The 16,436-nt window shown below is 67.3% G+C and carries 16 protein-coding genes; 12 read left to right on the top strand and 4 right to left on the bottom strand.

The window, feature by feature from the left end; translation table 11 throughout:
* The first annotated feature begins 135 nt into the window (after positions 1-135).
* From LHU95_RS06225 to rfbD, 10 genes are all read left to right on the top strand, one after another.
* On the top strand, positions 136-537 hold the full coding sequence (locus LHU95_RS06225; RefSeq protein ID WP_248710508.1) for an ion channel: 402 nt from the start codon (positions 136-138) through the stop codon (positions 535-537).
* Between the two features lie 400 nt (positions 538-937).
* Positions 938-2,236, top strand: coding sequence for a glycosyl hydrolase family 8 (locus LHU95_RS06220; RefSeq protein ID WP_248710507.1), 1,299 nt, complete (start codon positions 938-940; stop codon positions 2,234-2,236).
* Positions 2,233-3,402: a hypothetical protein gene (locus tag LHU95_RS06215; protein WP_248710506.1), complete on the top strand. Its 1,170-nt coding sequence runs from the start codon at positions 2,233-2,235 to the stop codon at positions 3,400-3,402. Before LHU95_RS06220 ends, LHU95_RS06215 begins: the two co-directional genes overlap by 4 nt.
* A 536-nt stretch (positions 3,403-3,938) precedes the next feature.
* Positions 3,939-4,436 carry an SRPBCC family protein gene (locus tag LHU95_RS06210; protein WP_248710505.1) on the top strand — a complete coding sequence of 166 codons (498 nt, stop codon included), beginning with the start codon at positions 3,939-3,941 and terminating at the stop codon, positions 4,434-4,436.
* Positions 4,437-4,862, top strand: a complete 426-nt coding sequence (locus LHU95_RS06205; protein WP_248710504.1) for an MGMT family protein — start codon at positions 4,437-4,439, stop codon at positions 4,860-4,862.
* A gap of 533 nt (positions 4,863-5,395) precedes the next feature.
* A complete protein-coding gene (locus LHU95_RS06200; protein WP_248710503.1) occupies positions 5,396-6,004 on the top strand; it encodes a hypothetical protein in 609 nt (202 codons plus the stop codon).
* A gap of 383 nt (positions 6,005-6,387) precedes the next feature.
* Entirely contained in the window at positions 6,388-7,500 is a 1,113-nt protein-coding gene (gene rfbB, locus LHU95_RS06195; RefSeq protein WP_248710502.1) for a dTDP-glucose 4,6-dehydratase, read from the top strand.
* Positions 7,497-8,378: a glucose-1-phosphate thymidylyltransferase RfbA gene (rfbA, locus tag LHU95_RS06190; RefSeq protein WP_248710501.1), complete on the top strand. Its 882-nt coding sequence runs from the start codon at positions 7,497-7,499 to the stop codon at positions 8,376-8,378. The genes rfbB and rfbA overlap by 4 nt, the downstream gene beginning before the upstream one ends.
* Positions 8,375-8,941: a dTDP-4-dehydrorhamnose 3,5-epimerase gene (gene rfbC, locus LHU95_RS06185; RefSeq protein ID WP_248710500.1), complete on the top strand. Its 567-nt coding sequence runs from the start codon at positions 8,375-8,377 to the stop codon at positions 8,939-8,941. The genes rfbA and rfbC overlap by 4 nt, the downstream gene beginning before the upstream one ends.
* Complete coding sequence (gene rfbD, locus LHU95_RS06180) at positions 8,941-9,828, top strand: dTDP-4-dehydrorhamnose reductase (RefSeq protein WP_248710499.1); 888 nt, start codon at positions 8,941-8,943, stop codon at positions 9,826-9,828. Before rfbC ends, rfbD begins: the two co-directional genes overlap by 1 nt.
* Before the next feature lie 28 nt (positions 9,829-9,856).
* Here rfbD and LHU95_RS06175 read toward each other — a convergent pair whose 3' ends face one another.
* The gene (locus tag LHU95_RS06175; RefSeq protein ID WP_248710498.1) at positions 9,857-10,933 is read right to left on the bottom strand and encodes an isocitrate/isopropylmalate family dehydrogenase; all 1,077 of its coding nucleotides are present in this window, start codon (positions 10,931-10,933) and stop codon (positions 9,857-9,859) included.
* Between the two features lie 177 nt (positions 10,934-11,110).
* Here LHU95_RS06175 and LHU95_RS06170 point away from each other — a divergent pair, with 177 nt between their 5' ends.
* Positions 11,111-12,082 carry a tripartite tricarboxylate transporter substrate-binding protein gene (locus tag LHU95_RS06170; protein ID WP_248710497.1) on the top strand — a complete coding sequence of 324 codons (972 nt, stop codon included), beginning with the start codon at positions 11,111-11,113 and terminating at the stop codon, positions 12,080-12,082.
* Between the two features lie 105 nt (positions 12,083-12,187).
* On the opposite strand, the gene LHU95_RS06165 is transcribed toward LHU95_RS06170, so the two are convergent.
* From LHU95_RS06165 to LHU95_RS06155, 3 genes are read right to left on the bottom strand one after another with little or no spacing between them, the layout of a single operon-like run.
* Entirely contained in the window at positions 12,188-13,642 is a 1,455-nt protein-coding gene (locus LHU95_RS06165) for an SLC13 family permease (protein WP_248710496.1), read from the bottom strand.
* A 5-nt stretch (positions 13,643-13,647) separates the two neighbouring features.
* Positions 13,648-14,676, bottom strand: coding sequence for a patatin-like phospholipase family protein (locus LHU95_RS06160; protein WP_248710495.1), 1,029 nt, complete (start codon positions 14,674-14,676; stop codon positions 13,648-13,650).
* A gap of 18 nt (positions 14,677-14,694) precedes the next feature.
* Positions 14,695-15,699, bottom strand: coding sequence for an AI-2E family transporter (locus LHU95_RS06155; protein ID WP_248710494.1), 1,005 nt, complete (start codon positions 15,697-15,699; stop codon positions 14,695-14,697).
* A gap of 193 nt (positions 15,700-15,892) precedes the next feature.
* Between LHU95_RS06155 and LHU95_RS06150 the strand changes: the two genes are divergently transcribed.
* A complete protein-coding gene (locus tag LHU95_RS06150) occupies positions 15,893-16,420 on the top strand; it encodes a hypothetical protein (protein ID WP_248710493.1) in 528 nt (175 codons plus the stop codon).
* Positions 16,421-16,436 lie beyond the last annotated feature (16 nt).

Here is a 16,436-nt window from a genome sequence, read left to right as displayed (position 1 = left end):
TGACGCGGAAGTGCCTCGACGCGGTTCCCTTCGAAGAGGCGGGGGAAGAGCCGGGTCAGGAGAGTTTCCAACACCACGATCGGGGAGCCTTCGATGGACAGGTTAGCCGCAGTTCTTCTCCTGGTGAGTGGCACCGTGGCATTGCAGGTCCTGGCGCAAGCCGCCCTGCTTTCCATTGTCCGCGTCTTCGACAGGCGCCTGCGGGAAGCAACGGAGTTTCGGCGGGCCTTCTGGATTTCGCTCAGCGCAGTGGTGCCGCTGATGTTCGGCCATGTGGCGCAGGTCGGTCTTTGGGCCGGATTTCTTTTCTGGCGCGGAGCGCTGCAGAGTTACGACGACGCTTTCTACTTTTCGCTCGTGACCTTCGCCACACTCGGTTACGGCGATATCTTGCTGGCGCCCGGCTTCCGCATCTTTGGCGCGCTGCAGGCCGCTTGCGGATCACTGATGTTGGGGTGGTCTACCGCTCTGATTTTCGCCGCCGTCTCTATCGCGAGGACAAACAGCGATGTTTCAGCGAAGTCCGCGTTGCGGTAGGGGATCGCCATTCCCCCAGCGAATCATTCTGGCCTTGAGCCGGGATGGCGCCCCCGCCCGAATATGCGGCGGCCGGGCACCATGCATCATCAAGGGCGATCGCCTGAAGCGCAACTTCCCCATGCGGATCGCCAGGCAGCGGCAGAGATGTACGGCGAGGCCTGGCGCTGGTCCTGCGCGGATGATGACGGCTTGCATCAAGACGAAAGCCGCACGCGACCGAGCGATAGAACAGGCAACAGATCAGTCTGCAAAGCATGTGCGGGAACATCCGAATGCCTCAAGGAAAATCGGCACCAACAATTGGCAGGACCAAACATCTGAAGTGGGGCCGCTCAGCAACGCGCTTGCCCGGGCCTGCGGCACATGCAACCGTTCGAATCACTAAGGAGTACAAGGCATGAGCAAAGCCTGGATATCCGGTGGAGGCGCCATGATCGTGGCCTTGCTGCTCGCCTTGGCTCCGGCCCTGGCCGTCACGCCGCCGCCCCCGGCCGCAACCGAATGGCAAGGCTATACGCGCCGCTACCTGGCGCCTGAGGGGCGCGTGATCGACACGGCCAATCGCGGGATCTCGCACAGCGAAGGCCAGGGCTATGCCATGCTCTTCGCCGTGTATTTCGATGACCGGCCGCGCTTCGACCTGATGTGGAACTGGACGCAGCGCCACCTTTCCCGGTCCGGTGACAGGCTGCATGCTTGGCGCTTCGATCCCAACAGCAACCCTCGCGTCGCCGATACGAACAACGCGACGGATGGCGACATCTTCATCGCCTGGGCATTGCTCATGGCCGCTGAGCGCTGGCAGGCGCCAGAATACCGTGTCGCTGCGGAGCGCATCGCGACCGATATCCTTCGTTGCTGCGTCACGGAATTCCGCGGGCGGACGATCCTCCTGCCGGGACGGTCCGGCTTCCAGGACAGCCAGGGAGTGATCGTCAATCTCTCCTATTACGCCTTCCCCGCGCTGCGGGCCCTCTCCCGCGCCGCACCGGATCCACGTTGGGCGGCGCTCGAAACCGACGGCCTCGCCTTGATGAACGAGGCTGCGTTCGGGCGCTGGCGCTTGCCACCCGACTGGCTTCTCCTGCCCTCCCATGGAGGGCCGCCCGTGCCGGCGAGCCGCTGGCCCAGTCGGTTCTCATGGGATGCCGTTCGCATCCCGCTGAACCTGGCCTGGCAAAATCTGAATGGCCTGCCATTGCCATCCGCTCATGCGTTCTGGGAGTTTTCCGGGCACACGCTGCGCCCCCCCGCCTGGGTAGACCTCAACACCGGCGCTTCGCCGTCCTATCCCGGTCACGCCGGCCTTCGCGCGGTGCACGCCCTCGTGCGGAATCACCTCGGCGGGACCTATGGCGCGTCCCTCGGCGTCGCTGATGCGCCGGATTACTTCGGCGCATCGCTCGTGCTGCAGGCCCGCCTGGCACCACATTTGCCTGTGGAGCCGCCCGCGCTTGTCCCCAGCGCTTCCCCGGCCGTGCCGTCGCGAATGGAGCGCGCCTTGGACACCGCGCAGTCGGCCTGGTCCAGACTCACCGGGTCAGGGCAGGAGGCCGCCGCACAGCCCGAGCCCGCAGCCCGCCCGGAGCCAGCTGCGCGCCCGGCGCCAAGCCAGTGGGCAAGGCCAGACGTCGCCGAGCCCGCTCAGGTGCGGGGCATGACGAGCGGCTATCGTGGATTGGTTCCGCCGCGATGAACCGGCTGTCCCGCCGCAGCTTCCTCGCCGCCAGCTGCGCCATTCCCGTCCAGGCGCAAGACAGGACGGGCAGCTCACCAGGGCTTGCTCTCGTCATCGCACCCGAAAACATCCGGCTTGGCCAAACCGTCATCGATGACATTCAACTCCAACAAGGAATTCGTCTGCCGGTTGAGACCGTGCGGCACGAAATGGTCCCATGGATCGGGAGCGACTTGGCGGAAGAGATGCTGGCGGGGCCGCTGCTCTTTGACGCAGTCCTCACCAACGTCGCCGGCTTCGCCTTGGGCGCCGCACAGGACCTCTGGGAGACCCTCCCGGCCGCCTTGTTCGAGACGAGCACACCCCTGCTCACGCCGACCGGGCAAATGGTGCAGGCGAATATCGGCATCGGCGGCCTCGTTATTGGCACTGCCCCTGGCGGACCCGTACTGCTTCATCGCCGCTCGGTCCTGCCCTCCGCACCACGCAGTGCCGCGGACCTGCTTGAATATGCCAGGCAAAATCCACGGCGCTTCCAATACGCGAGGCCTGGTCAGTCACGATTTGGCCAGGCTTTCGTCGCCGCCATGCCTTTCCTACTCAGGGATCGCGCTCCGCTCGATCCTCAAAATGGCTGGAACCGGACCTGGGAGTACCTGCTCGAACTCGGGCGTTTCGCCAATTATTATCCCAGTTCTGGTCAGGCCGTCGCGGAGGAATTCGCCGAGGGAGGCGTGGATCTCTGCCCCGTCATGCTCCCGGCCTATCTGTTCGGGATGGCTGGTGGATTCTTGCCACCCGACACCCTTTGCTCATTGTTTGATGATGCACCCTTGGTACCCAACAGCCTGATTCTCGCTGTACCGCGCGGCGTGCCGGCTGAGCGCTTGCCGCTGCTGAGTCCTCTGGCAAGCTACTTGCTCGGACCCGGCGCTCAGCGACAGCTTTTTGGCCGCGGCTTGATCCCCGGCGGCCCGGCTCGCGATATCGCCCCGGCAACCGCGACCCAGCCCGGGACTTCCCAGTTCGATGCTGACAGGCTCTGGATGACGGCAATGACGCCCGAACTGGCTGCCGCGCTGACCGGTCGCGAGACGGCACCTCCGCTCAACCCTTATGCGCAAGCGTATATGATCCGAGCCTGGGACGGCCGCATCGGCGCCCGGTATGGAGAGGTCCCATAGTCGGTGGATGGGGTCGTCCCGCACTGGCGCGGCGGGTGCCTCGGCGAAGGGCAGAAAAGTGCTGCGATCCAACGCGTGTAGCGGGCCGAGCATCCTTGGCCGCCGCTGCCCGCCAGAGACTATTTGGTGACGGTTCCCTTTCCTACGCCAGACCGGCGACGCCGCTGAGCAGAAGGTGGTCCGCCCTTCTCGGGTCAGCCTGATCGGTCGGGACAGCTCGGGCCTCTTCGGGATCTTGCACTGCGGAACTTCGCACCGCTTTACGCAACACCTGGATGGGTCGGGGGGAAGCACATATCCCTGGCGAAGGCCCAGCCTGCCGCGCAAGTGTTCCGCCCCGGGTCAGCATGCATGAACGCAAATCGCATCTTCCCCATCAGACATGGGGAGACCTCGCGCTGGAGCGACAAACGTCACTCGGCCCGAGCATCGGGCGGCAGGGATTCGAGCGTCGTCTCTCGGCCTAATACTCTGAAATAAAATCGGAAATTTCGAGGTACTTCTGTCCACTCGCGGCAATCGCTAGGTCATGGCCCATGAGCCGGAAAGTCTTCTTACGCGTCCTGACATGGTCCCTTTGCGTCCTGACCCTGCTGGCCGGGCTTGTTGTCCTGACCGGCGCATTGCTGCCCGCCTCGCGTGAGGGACGCGCGGAGACGGTCATCGCCGCGCCGCCCGAGCGGGTGCTGGCGGTGATCGCGGATGTCGAGTCGCAGCCAGAATGGCGCGATGTGGGGTCGGTGACCCGAACGAGGGATGGCTGGGTCGAGGTGACGGCGCGGGGCGAGCGGATCTCCTTTGTCGCGGAGGAGATCTCCACGGAGCGGGTACGTCTGCGCTTTTCCTCAGACGCCGGCTATTCGGGAGAATGGCATGCCCTGCTGCAACCGATCGCAGGGGGCACGCGGATCGCAGTGGTGGAGCGGGCAACAGTGCCCTCCCCGCTGGGCCGGATCGTCGCGCGGCTCCTGTTTGATCCAATCGCCTTCGCAACCGGGTATCTGGCGGCTCTGAAGGCACGGGTGGAGGGATAGATGGCAAAGAAGCCGACAGATTGGCGCAAGCGCTTCGGCGCGGCGAAGCTACCGCATGTGGTGACGCTCCATACCGACTTTGCGGGTGTGAAGGCGGGCAGCACGATGCTGAGTTCCTCGCCGGGAGACATCGCCGCCTACCTCGCCAGGATCCCCCGAGGCGAGACCCGAACGATCCACCGGCTGCGCAACGAACTCGCGCGCAAGGCTGGCGCGCAGGCGATGTGCCCGGTCACGACAGCAATCTACCTGCGCGTGGTCGCCGAGGTCAGCCTGCGCGATCTGGCGGAGGGCAAGGCACTCCATGAGGTCGTGCCTTTCTGGCGGGTCGTGACACCGGACAGCACTGTGGCGAAAAAGCTGTCCTGCGGCACGGAGCATGTGGCCCATCTGGTCGAGTTGGATCTGAGTGAGGGGCCGGCCTGAGCGGCGCGTGGCCTGTTGGTCTTGCGACCGCCTTGGCTTGGCTCGCGAGACGCACAAAGCCGTCGGCTGCGCAGCCTCTCACAGGACTACGGGGGAGAGAGGAAGGAGAGTGGCCGTCGGCGCATTCGATAACCAGGATGAGGGCCTGCCCGCTCGCCAGCACGCGCGCGCGCCAGAACACGATACCCGCGAAGGCGGGACTGCTCGCGGGATGTGGTCCCCGGTCGGCCCGTGCTTCTGACGATCCGCAACAGCCCTGCGTCATCCACTTGGCTCTGTGTTGGGCGCAGCCAACGGCCAGGCTGGCGGTGTAGGCCGTTCAAGCCATCTCCCCCCATGGGCTCGGGCGGGCGGCCTCTCCCCCCCGGTCGGTTGCTCCACGAAGCTGCAGACCCTCAGCTTCCTGCGGCCACTCCACCCGCACGCCACGACCACCAGGGGCAACGCCGTGTGGCGCAACGGTCGAGACGAAGGCATATTTTTGCCTTGAAGAGGCTGTCCGCTGCAACTTCAGCCGTTTCAGGGAGACAAACGTGGCGGACATCCATCTGCGGGTCATGGATCGCCGGGTCGCCCCGCGTTACCGGGAACCAAGGCCTTCTGACCTCGTCGTCGGCCTGGAGACGCATCTCTACACGCTCTTCAGGAGGATCCTCGGCGTGGTTGGCCGCCATCGCTTGCGCCGGCTGTCCATTTGCTGCCACGGCATCGAGGCTGGCGTGGCCGATCAGCGTCGGATGGTCTCCCGCGTCGGGGGAGGCTTTGGGCTTTCGCTGGGATGGGAGGATCTGACCCTCGCGACCGCTGGCTCGTTCCAGGCGCTGCGCGGCAAATTCGCCCCAGGCGGCATGATTGACCTGTATGCCTGCGCCGCGGCCGATGACAGCTCGACCACTGGCTTCACTGGCAATGGCCGGCTGTTGATGCGCGAGATTGCCGGCCACGCCAATGCTCTGGTGCGCGCATCCGACGCGGTCCAGGTCTTCCGCACCACCACCATGGAGCGCTCATTCCTGGGGTTTCCCCTGCAACCCGCGCATCTGGGCATTGATTGCGGCGCGTGGGAGGGGAATGTGTGGATCTTCCCACCCAGTGGCGCCGCCCCAAGGCTGGATTCCGCGCCAGGCCGCGGCGAGCGCTGAGCCACGCCTATGCTTCAACACCGGCCACCTGCCGCGTATCCCGGTGGCCATACCGCTGCCCTTGCCGCTGCGGTCGGTGGGCCTGACGCTCAACCACGCGAATTATGCGATGCCAAACCACAGCATCACCGGCGGCGGCAAGTGCGCGTGAGAGGACGCCCGCGCCATAATCCCTGCGGCCGAAATGGCCCATAGCCCACAGCGGTCATGGGCCGATGCGCGCAGTGCCGCGGGCTCCGCCCAAGCAATTGCCTCCGCCGGTAGCATGAACGGTCGCAGTCCCAGGCAACTCGCGCGGCACCCGAATCTGCTGCGCAAAATCTTTGGCTTGACGACTGGCTAAGCTATGTTTTCATGCCTCAGACATATGGAGTTCCGTCGTTTTGACCTTCCTCATCACTGGCGGCTTCGGCTTCATCGGTTCAGCGGTTGTCCGCCGCCTCCTCACCACCACTGACGCCGTGATCGTCAATATCGACAAGATGACCTACGCGGCGAGCCCGGCATCCCTCGGCGCGCATGCGGGCGATGCGCGGCATATCCACATCGCCGCCGATATCTGCGACGTCGAGGCGATGCGCGCGGCCTTCGCCCAGCATCGGCCACGCGCCGTCATGCACCTCGCCGCAGAAAGCCATGTGGACCGTTCCATTGACGGGCCAGCGGAGTTCATCCGCACCAATGTGGTGGGCACGCAGGTCCTGCTGGAAGCCGCCCGGGAGTACTGGAACACACTCGAAGCCGCCGAGAAGGCGGCCTTCCGCTTCCACCACGTTTCCACGGACGAGGTTTTCGGTTCGCTCTACCCGGGTGATGCGCCCTTCACGCCCGAGACTCCCTACGACCCACGCAGTCCCTATTCCGCCAGCAAGGCGGCCTCCGACCACCTGGTCCGCGCCTGGAACCACACCTATGGCTTCCCGAGCTTCGTCTCCAACACCACCAACAACTACGGCCCCTGGCAATTCCCCGAGAAGCTGATCCCGCTCGTCACGCTCAACGCCCTCGAAGGCAAGGCTTTGCCCGTCTATGGCGAGGGCACCAATGTGCGCGACTGGCTGCATGTCGAGGATCATGCCGAGGCGCTGGTTCTGGCGCTCATGCATGGCCAGCCCGGGGCAACCTATTGCATCGGACCGCGCCAGGAGCGGACCAATCTCGAAGTGGTGAAGGCCATCTGCGCCACGCTGGACCGTCTGCGCCCGGACGGCGGGGGCCCTCGCGAAAGGCTGATCACCTTCGTCCGTGACCGCCCCGGCCATGATTTCCGCTACGCGATGGACCCCTCGGGCGCCGAGGCCGCGCTTGGCTGGAAGCCGCGCTTCGACTTCGAAAGCGGCCTGGAGCAGACCATCCGCTGGTACCTCGACAATGAGGCGTGGTGGCGGCCCATCCGTGAGAAGGCCTATGCTGGCCAGAGACTTGGCAGCAACACCGCGGCACGGCCGGGAGCGGGGTCTGAACCCGTGACGCAGAAGGGCCATGTGAGCGCATGAAGGGCATCATCCTCGCCGGCGGGTCCGGCACGCGGCTGCACCCCATGACGCTGGCCGCGTCCAAGCAGCTTCTGCCAGTCTATGACAAGCCGATGATCTACTATCCGCTCGGCACGCTCATGCTGGCCGGCATCCGCGATATCCTGGTCATCTCCACCCCGACCGACCTGCCCTCCTTCCGCCGGCTCCTGGGCGATGGCAGCGCCTTCGGCATCAAGCTCAGCTATGCTGAGCAGCCCTCGCCGGATGGGCTTGCGCAGGCCTTCCTGATCGGCGCCGATTGGCTGGGCGGCGAGGCCTGCGCCTTGGCCCTGGGCGACAACATCATCTACGGCGAGGGCCTATCCGACCGGTTGACCAGCGCCGCCACCCGCGCCGAACAGGGCGAGGCCACCGTCTTCGGCTATCGCGTGGCGGACCCCGAACGCTACGGCGTGGCCGAATTCGACGCCGAGGGACGAGTGATGTCGCTCGAGGAAAAGCCGCTGCATCCAAAATCCGACTGGGCCGTGATCGGCGTCTATTTCTACGACAAGCGCGTGACGGAACTGGCCCGCCAGGTGGTGCCCTCGGCCCGTGGCGAATTGGAGATCACGGATCTCAACGCCATCTACATGCAGGATGGCACGCTGCGCGCCGAAAGATTGGGCCGTGGTTGCGCCTGGCTGGACGCCGGCACGCCAGCCAGCCTCCTGCAGGCCGCGACCTTCGTGCAGACGGTGCAGGAGCGGCAGGGCCTGCAGGTCGGCTGCCCCGAGGAAATCGCGTTCCGCCGTGGCTTCCTGACGGCGGCAGAATTGCGCGCCCGCGGACAATCCCTGGGCAAGACGGCCTATGGCCAATATCTCGTGCAGCTCGCGGATGGCGTCCAAGCATGAAAATCACGCCGCAATCCATCCCCGACGTCCTGCTGATCGAGCCCAATCGCTTCGGCGATCCGCGCGGGTTCTTCAGCGAGGTCTGGAAGCGCAGCGCCCTGGCAGCCCTCGGCTTCACGGCGGATTTCGTCCAGGACAACCACTCCCTCTCGCGGGAGGTGGGCGTGCTGCGCGGCCTGCATTTCCAGCGCCCACCCACGGCGCAAGGCAAGCTCGTACGCGTCGTGCGGGGACGGATCCTGGATGTGGCGGTGGATATTCGCCAGGGCAGCCCAAGCTATGGCCAGCATGTGGCGTGCGAACTCTCCGCCGAGAACTGGCGCCAGCTCTGGGTGCCGCGCGGCTTTGCCCATGGTTTCCTGACGCTCGAGCCCGAGACCGAAGTGCTCTACAAGGTGGATGCCGAGTATGACCGCGCGACCGATGCGGGCATTGCCTGGGATGATCCGGTGCTGGCGATCAACTGGCCCATCCCGCCGCATGGCGTGATCCTCTCGGACAAGGACCGCACGGCGCCGCGCCTCGCCGATATCGCCCCGCCCTTTCCGGCAGGCTCGCTCTGATGCGTCGCATTCTCGTCACCGGCCAGGGCGGTCAATTGGCAACGGGCCTGGCGGAAAGCCTGCCCGCGCAAGGCTTCGACCCGCTTCTGGTCGGTCAGCCCGATTTCGAGTTCGACCGGCCGGAGACGGTCATGGCAGCCTTCGCCACCCTCCAGCCCGAGGCTGTGGTCAATTGCGCCGCCTGGACCGCCGTGGACGCCGCCGAGGATGACGAGGCCGCGACCTTCCGGGCCAATGCCATGGGTCCGGCCCTGGTCGCCCGCCTCTGCGCCGAGGCGGGCATTCCGCTGATCCAGATCAGCACGGATTATGTCTATGACGGGCTCAAGGGCTCGCCATATCTTGAAACCGACCTGACCAATCCGCTCAGCGCCTATGGGCGCACCAAGCTCGCCGGCGAATGGGCCGCGCTGGCCGCGAACCCCCGGACGATCATCCTGCGTACCGCCTGGGTGTTCAGCCCGGTCGGCAAGAATTTCGTGAAGACCATGCTGGCCGTGGGCGCCACGCGCCCTGAACTGCGCGTGGTGGCGGACCAGCATGGCCACCCCACCTCCGCCCCCGACCTGGCCGATGCCATCGCGGCGATCCTCGCGCGCATCCGGACCACCGACTGGCAATCCGATTATCGCGGCGTCTTCCATGCGCGCGCCGAGGAGGCCACACATTGGCACGGCTTCGCCGAGGCGATTTTCGCAGGCGCGGCCCCGTTCGGTGGCCCGCAGCCGCGCGTACTGCCGATCGCCACGCATGAATATCCCGTCAAGGCCACGCGCCCGGCCGATGGGCGGATGGATGGCAGCAAGCTGGCCATAACCTTCGGTGTGGCCTTGCCCAGCTGGAAAAGCGGCCTGGAGCGTGTGCTGAAAGCCCTCCACGCGGGGTAACGGCGCGGCCGGATTGCGCTTTGCGCCCTCAGCCGAGCGCCTCCAGCACCCGCCGCGCCACCTCTCGCGTGCCCGCGGCGCCGCCGACATCGGGCGTGCGCAACCCGGCCGCGAAGGCCGCATCCACGGCGGCACGGATCTCGGCCGCGGCCTCGCGCAGGCCATCGCCCCCGCCACGCTGCGCGAGCCATTCCAGCATCATCGCCCCCGAGAGGATCATCGCCGTCGGATTGGCCAGGCCCTTGCCCGCGATGTCGGGCGCCGTGCCGTGGCTTGGCTGGAACACCGCGTGAGCGGCGCCCAGATCAGCCGAGGGCGCGAAGCCCATCCCGCCGATCAACCCGGCCGCCAGGTCGGAGAGGATGTCACCGAACATGTTTTCCGTCGGCAGCACGTCGAAATCCCAGGGGCGGCGGATCAGGTCCAGCGCCATCGCATCCACGTAATGCGCGTTGTAGGCGATGGCAGGGTGCTCGGCCGCCACCTCCTCGAAGATGCCACGCAGCCAGGCGAAGGCACGAAAGACATTGGCCTTGTCCACCAGCGTCACGCGCCCTGGCCGGCCCAACCGCGCCGCGCGCTCGCCCGCCAGGTCGAAGGCCATTCGCGCCAGGGCCAAAGAGGTCGGGCGGGTGAGGCGAAGGGTCTCCTCGGCCATCTCGGCGGTGACGCGGCCGCGATCCTTGGAGAAGAACAGCCCCTCGGTGCTTTCGCGCAGGATGACGAAATCCATCTTCGCCGCGCGCGGGTCCGACAGCGGCAGCGGCACGCCCGGAATGGCGCGGATCGGCCGCACGCCGCCGAACAGCCCAAGGCGCATTCGCAGCGTGATCTGCGGCGCCAATTCGGTGCCGTCCTCGCGCCGGATGCCGGGCCAGCCCATGGCGCCGAGCAGGATGGCATCGGCATCCCGCGCGCGGGCGAAGACCGCCTCCGAGAGATCATCGCCCGTATCGCGATAGGCCATGGCCCCGGCCCGGTGCTCGGCGAAGCGCAGGCCGAGCTTGTGGCGCGCATCCACCGCCTCCAGCACGGCGATGCCCGCCTCCATCACCTCGGGCCCGATGCCATCCCCACCCAGCACCGCGATCTCGAAACTGTTCATGGGCCGCCCATCCCCTGGATTTCCCGGCAAGCTAGGGCATCGGCGGCTCCAGCGAAATCGCCTGCGCGGGTCAGTCTGCGCGAAAACCGGCGGGCGGGTGCTTGCGCCGGAAGCCCTGGCGAGCGGAACATGCGCTGAGAAGGGGCAGCAAGCCCCACAGGCCCAAGGAGAGAATGCATGAATCCGTCACGCCGCGCTGCGCTGGCATTGCCCGCGCTTTTGCCCGCCACGAGCCTGGCCCAGGGCAGTTGGCCGGAGCGTCCGGTCCGGATCATTGTCCCCTTCCCACCCGGCCAGGCGGCGGACATCTTCACGCGCCTCGTCGCCGATCAATTGTCGCAGCGCTGGCCGCAGCGCGTCGTGGTCGAGAACCGCGCCGGCGGGGCCGGGGCACCCGCCCTGGAAGCCGGCGCGCGGGCCGCCCCCGATGGCTACACCCTCATCGCCGGCACGTCCGGCACGCTGGGCGTCAACCCCTCGGTGCTGCAGCGCCTGCCTTATGACGCCGAGCGCGACTTCGTCGCCATCAGCAACATCGCCATGGTGCCCCTGCTGCTGGTGGCGCATCCGAGCTTCCCCGGCCGCGACGTGACCGAGATGGCGGGCATGGTGCGCGCGCGGCCGGGCGAGGTGAACATCGCCTCCGCCGGCCCCGCGACCAGCCAGCACATGGCGACCGAGCTGTTGCAGCTGCGCACGGGGCTGCGCTTCAACATCGTGCATTACCGCGGCTCCGGCCCCGGCATGGCTGATCTGCTGGCCGGCAATGTGCCCCTGATGATGGACAGCGTGGCCAGCGCCCTGCCGCAGATCCAGGGCGGCCGCATCCGTGCGCTGGCCGTGGCCCAGCCGCGCCGCGTGCCGCAACTGCCCGATGTGCCGACCATCGCCGAAACCCTCTCCCCCGGCTACGAGGCGGCCGGCTGGAGCGGCCTGGTGGCACCCGCCGCCACCCCGGCCGCCATCATCCGCCGCATCTCGGCCGATGTTGGGGCCGTGCTGCGCGAGGCGGCGGTGACTGAGCGCATCCTGGGCATGGGCGCCATCGCCGACCCCAATACGCCCGAGCAATTCGCCGACTTCATCCGCGCCGAAATCGAGAAGTGGCGTGAGGTGGCGCGGGCGGCGAATGTGCGGCTCGATGGATGATGGCCAAGGGCGGTTGCGCGACGGCGCCGCCGCTCAGCGTGGGCCCCTGATAGCCGCTCGCGCGCGAGCGGCGCCCGGGATCACCAAGCGGGCCCAGCCGGTGGCTCAGAACGAGCCCACCACACTGCCCAGCAGGATCACCGCGCCAAGCGCGATCAACGCCCCCACGATGCAGGCCATGACGATATCCATGTAGCTCTGCCGGTGGGTGGTGCCGCAGACGGCCAGCAGCGTCACCACAGCGCCGTTGTGCGGCAGGCTGTCCAGCGTGCCCGCACCGATCACCGCCACGCGATGCAGCAGCCCCGGATCAATCCCCTGCTGCGCGGCCAGCGCCATATACGTGGGCCCCAGCGCCTCCAGCGCGATGGTCAACCCGCCCGAGGCCGAGCCGGTAAGCGCCGCCAGCACATTGGTGGCAACCGCGAGCGAGACCAGCGGCCCGCCGCCAATCCCCAACACCCATTCGCGCACCAGGGCGAAGGCCGGCATGGCCGCCACCACCGCGCCAAACCCCACCAGCGAGGCCACCGCGAAGATCGGCAGCACCGAGGCATTGGCGCCCGCATCCATCGTCGCGCGCAGCGAGGGGATGCGCGCGGAACTCGTCACCACCAGCACGAGGATGGCCGCCAGCAACGCGACCGCGACCGACCAGACGCCCGCCACGGCCGAAAGGCTGGTGCCGCCCCAGCGTGGCTCGGCCAGGAAGCTCGCATCCATGTGGGGCAGGACCAACACGGACATGACGAGGTTCACGCCCACCACGACAAACAGCGGCAGGGCAGCGAGCAGGATCGGCAGTTCCGCCACGGCGGAACGGCTGCGATGCATCTCGGCCGGGTCGAATTCACGGGCGGTGGAGGCGCGTTCGCGGATCACGGGATCATCGGCGGCCAGATCCACCGGGGCGGGCGTATCATCGCCGAAACCCTCGCCCGCGGCCGCGGCCCGCGCCGCAGCGCGTTGCAGCCACCACAGGCCGAACCCCAGCATGATGGCCGAGGCGATGATGCCAAGGCCGGGTGCCGCGAAGGGCGTCGTGCCGAAGAAGGGCATCGGGATCGCGTTCTGGATCGCCGGCGTGCCGGGTGCGGCGGACATGGTGAAAGTCATGGTGCCGAGTGCGATGGCGGCCGGCATCAGGCGGCGCGGGATGCCGGCCTCCCGGAACAGCGCCATCGCCATGGGCACCAGCACGAAGATCGCGACAAACAGGCTGACACCGCCATAGGTGACGGCAGCGCCAGCCAGCACGACGGAGAGGATGGCGCGTTGCGGACCCAGCCGCCCCGTCATCCAGCGCGCGATGGCGGCCACCGCGCCGCTATCCTCCATCAGCTTGCCGAACAAGGCGCCCAGTAGGAACAGCGGGAAGAAGGAGGCGACGAAATTCGCCGCACTCCCCATGAAGGTCTGCGTCCAATGCGCCAGCAGCGGCTCGCCCGCGAAAGCCGCTGCCACCAGCGCCGCGATGGGGGCCAGCAACAGGATGCTCCAGCCCCGGAAGGCCAGGAAGATCAGGGCGGAAAGCCCCAGCAGGATGCCGAGCAGGCCCATGGCGGCTACCAGCCGGCCAGCAGCTGATCGATGTCGAGCGTCGAGCTTTTCCCGAGTTCCTGGCCCTTGCCCGCCAGGAAGGCTTCGCCCGCGCGGCGGCCCTCATCGCGCAGCATCGTCAGGAAGGCCCATTCGGCATTGAGCTTCGAGGACGCCCCCAGATCGGTCAGCATGTCGCTGCGCACCAGGTGGATGCGCATGCTGCCCCAATGCTTCGCCTCGGCATCCTCGGTGAGGGCGGCGCCGCGGCGCAGCAGGGCCATCATCTCCAGCTCCTTCAACAGCACCGCGTTGAAGGACACCTCGTTCAGCCGGTTCAGGATATCCCGGGCCGAGCGCGGCACGCCCGGCCGCTCCACGGGGTTGATGCCGATCAGGATGGTATCGTCCGAGACGCATTCCTGGATCAGCGGGCGCATCGTCGGGTTGCCGGCGAAGCCGCCATCCCAATAGCCATCGCCGTCAATTTCCACCGCCTGGAACATCTGCGGCAGGCAGGCCGAGGCCATCAGCACCTGTGGCGAAATCTCGGCATTGCGAAACACCCGCCCGCGGCCGGTCCGCACATTGGTGGCGGTGATGAAGAGCTTGATGGAGGAGCGCGCCAGCCGCTCGAAATCCAGGCTGCCGGCCAGGATTTCCTCCAGCGGGTTCTTGCCGCCAAAGGGCATGTCATAGGGCGAGAAGAGCCGCGTCATGACGTCCATCGCGATGTAGGCGGGCGAGGTATCGAGCGTCCAGCGATCCAGCATGACATCCAGCGGGCCGCGCTTGAGCGGGCTCATCGCGGCGGCTTCGGACACGTTGCGCCAGAACTTCTCCAGCGCCTCCCGCGCGCCATCGGCGCCGGCGCGGGTGAAGCCATCCGCCAGCACGGCCGCGTTCATGGCGCCGGCAGAGGTGCCGGAAATCGCCTCGATCTTCAGCCAGCTTTCCTCCAGCAGCCGGTCCAGCACGCCCCAGGTGAAGGCGCCATGGCTGCCACCACCCTGGAGTGCGAGGTCAATCAGCAAAGGCGAGCGGGTCTTGGGCATATGGACGTTCCGATAGGGTTAGCCGCGCGCGGGATCACGACCTGAAAGCAGGTCGGCGAACCAGCGGCTGCCGGGGAATTGCTGGCAAATGGTGAGGGCCGCGATGAGCACCGGCACGCCGATGAAGGCACCCGGAATGCCCCAGAGAAAGGAGCCGAAGAACACCGCGAGCAGCACCATGAAGGAGGACACGGCCAGCGTCTTGCCGGCCAGCAGCGGCTCGATATAGCTGCCCGAGATGGTCTGGATGGCATTCAGGCTGAGGAAGACCACCACCGCCACCTCCCACGAGGCAAATTGCAGAATGGCAAAGAGCGTGGGGAAGAGCGTCGCCACCAACGGGCCGATGAAGGGGATGTAGTTCAGCACAAAGGCGATCACCCCCCACTCGGCCGCGAGGTCGAGGCCCATGAAGGTCGCGAAGCCCCAGACGCAGACACCGGTGACAACGCTCATGATGGTGCGGACCAGCATGTAGACGCGGAATTTCCGGGCCGTGGCGGCGCTGGCGGCGAGCAGGGCTGGCGCCGTCTGCCCCTCCATCCGCTCCATCTGGCGGCGCACCACATCCACCTCAAGCAGGCCGAGCACCAGGAAGACGACGGTGACGATGGTGAAGCTGAGGATTCCCTGCAGCCGCCCCGTGACCTCCTGCGCGATGCGCACCAGCCAGCGCGTGTTGAAATTCTCGACGAAGACGCCGGCAACGGCGATGCCGCGCGCCTCCAGGAAAGCGAGCTTCTGGGCATAGAGCATCTGCAACTGTGCGGAATTGGCGAGGACCCATTGCCCCACGCTGCCAAAGGCCCAGGCGATGAGCAGCGCCATGCCGACCAGAGTGACCAGCGCGCCGGCCATGGTGACCAGCATGGCCAGCGCGCCCGGCAGGATCACCGCGAGGCGGCGTTGCAGGGGCCAGACCAGCGCGATGGCGAATACCGCAAAGAGGATCGGCACCAGGATGGATTGCGCGAGGTACATCGCGCCGGCCGTCAGGATGGCCGCGCAGAGGCCGAGCAACATGTTGGGCTCCTCCCGGCCGCTTTGGTATACGACCGAACCAGCCTGAGGCTATCGCATGCCTTTTGTGCAGCGCACAACAGCTGCGCCCCCTCCTGGGATGCTGGGTGCAGTGCCGGGACGCCCCCCCCCTGCCGCCCGAGGCAAAGACGCGGCATAGTGAAACCCATGCCAATCACGCAGAAAGGAGCGCTTCATGGGCGTTGAATTCGCCGCCGAACGGCGCCTGCTGAGCGAGGAGGAGTTCGCCCCCGTCGTCAGCAGCCACTACCCCGAGCTGGCGGCCTTGCCGCATGAGGAACTGGTCAGCCTGGCCCGTTGGCTGCGCGGCCAGCACGCCCGCGCGCGGGACCTCATCCGCGGCCGCCGGCGCGTCCATCGCGGCAAGGCCGAGGCGCGCGGCACCGCCGCCGAAACGGCGAGTGACCGCGGCCTCACCGGCAAAAAGCAGGTCTTTGCGCGCGGCCTGAAGCGCGTGAATGCGCGCCTCACCGTGCTGCGCGACGAAGCCCGGCGCGCCGAAGCGACGGCAGCGCTGCGCGCGGCCCTGGAGCGCCGCAAGGCCGCCACGCCGCATCATCCGGCCGGCGGGGACAGCCCGGCCCGGGGTGCTACCGCCCGCCCCAATGCCAAGCGGCGCGGCATCATCAGTGACGCGCGCGCAGGCAGCGTCTCCCAGGCTGGGCGCAACGCGCAGGCCGCCCGCGACGGCCGCGGGGGATAGCCGCCTGATGCGATCC

This window comes from Sediminicoccus sp. KRV36 (genome assembly GCF_023243115.1).
GTDB lineage: Bacteria > Pseudomonadota > Alphaproteobacteria > Acetobacterales > Acetobacteraceae > Roseococcus.
The sequence above is the reverse complement of the archived record's forward strand: the minus strand, read 5'-3'. Positions and strand labels throughout refer to the sequence as shown.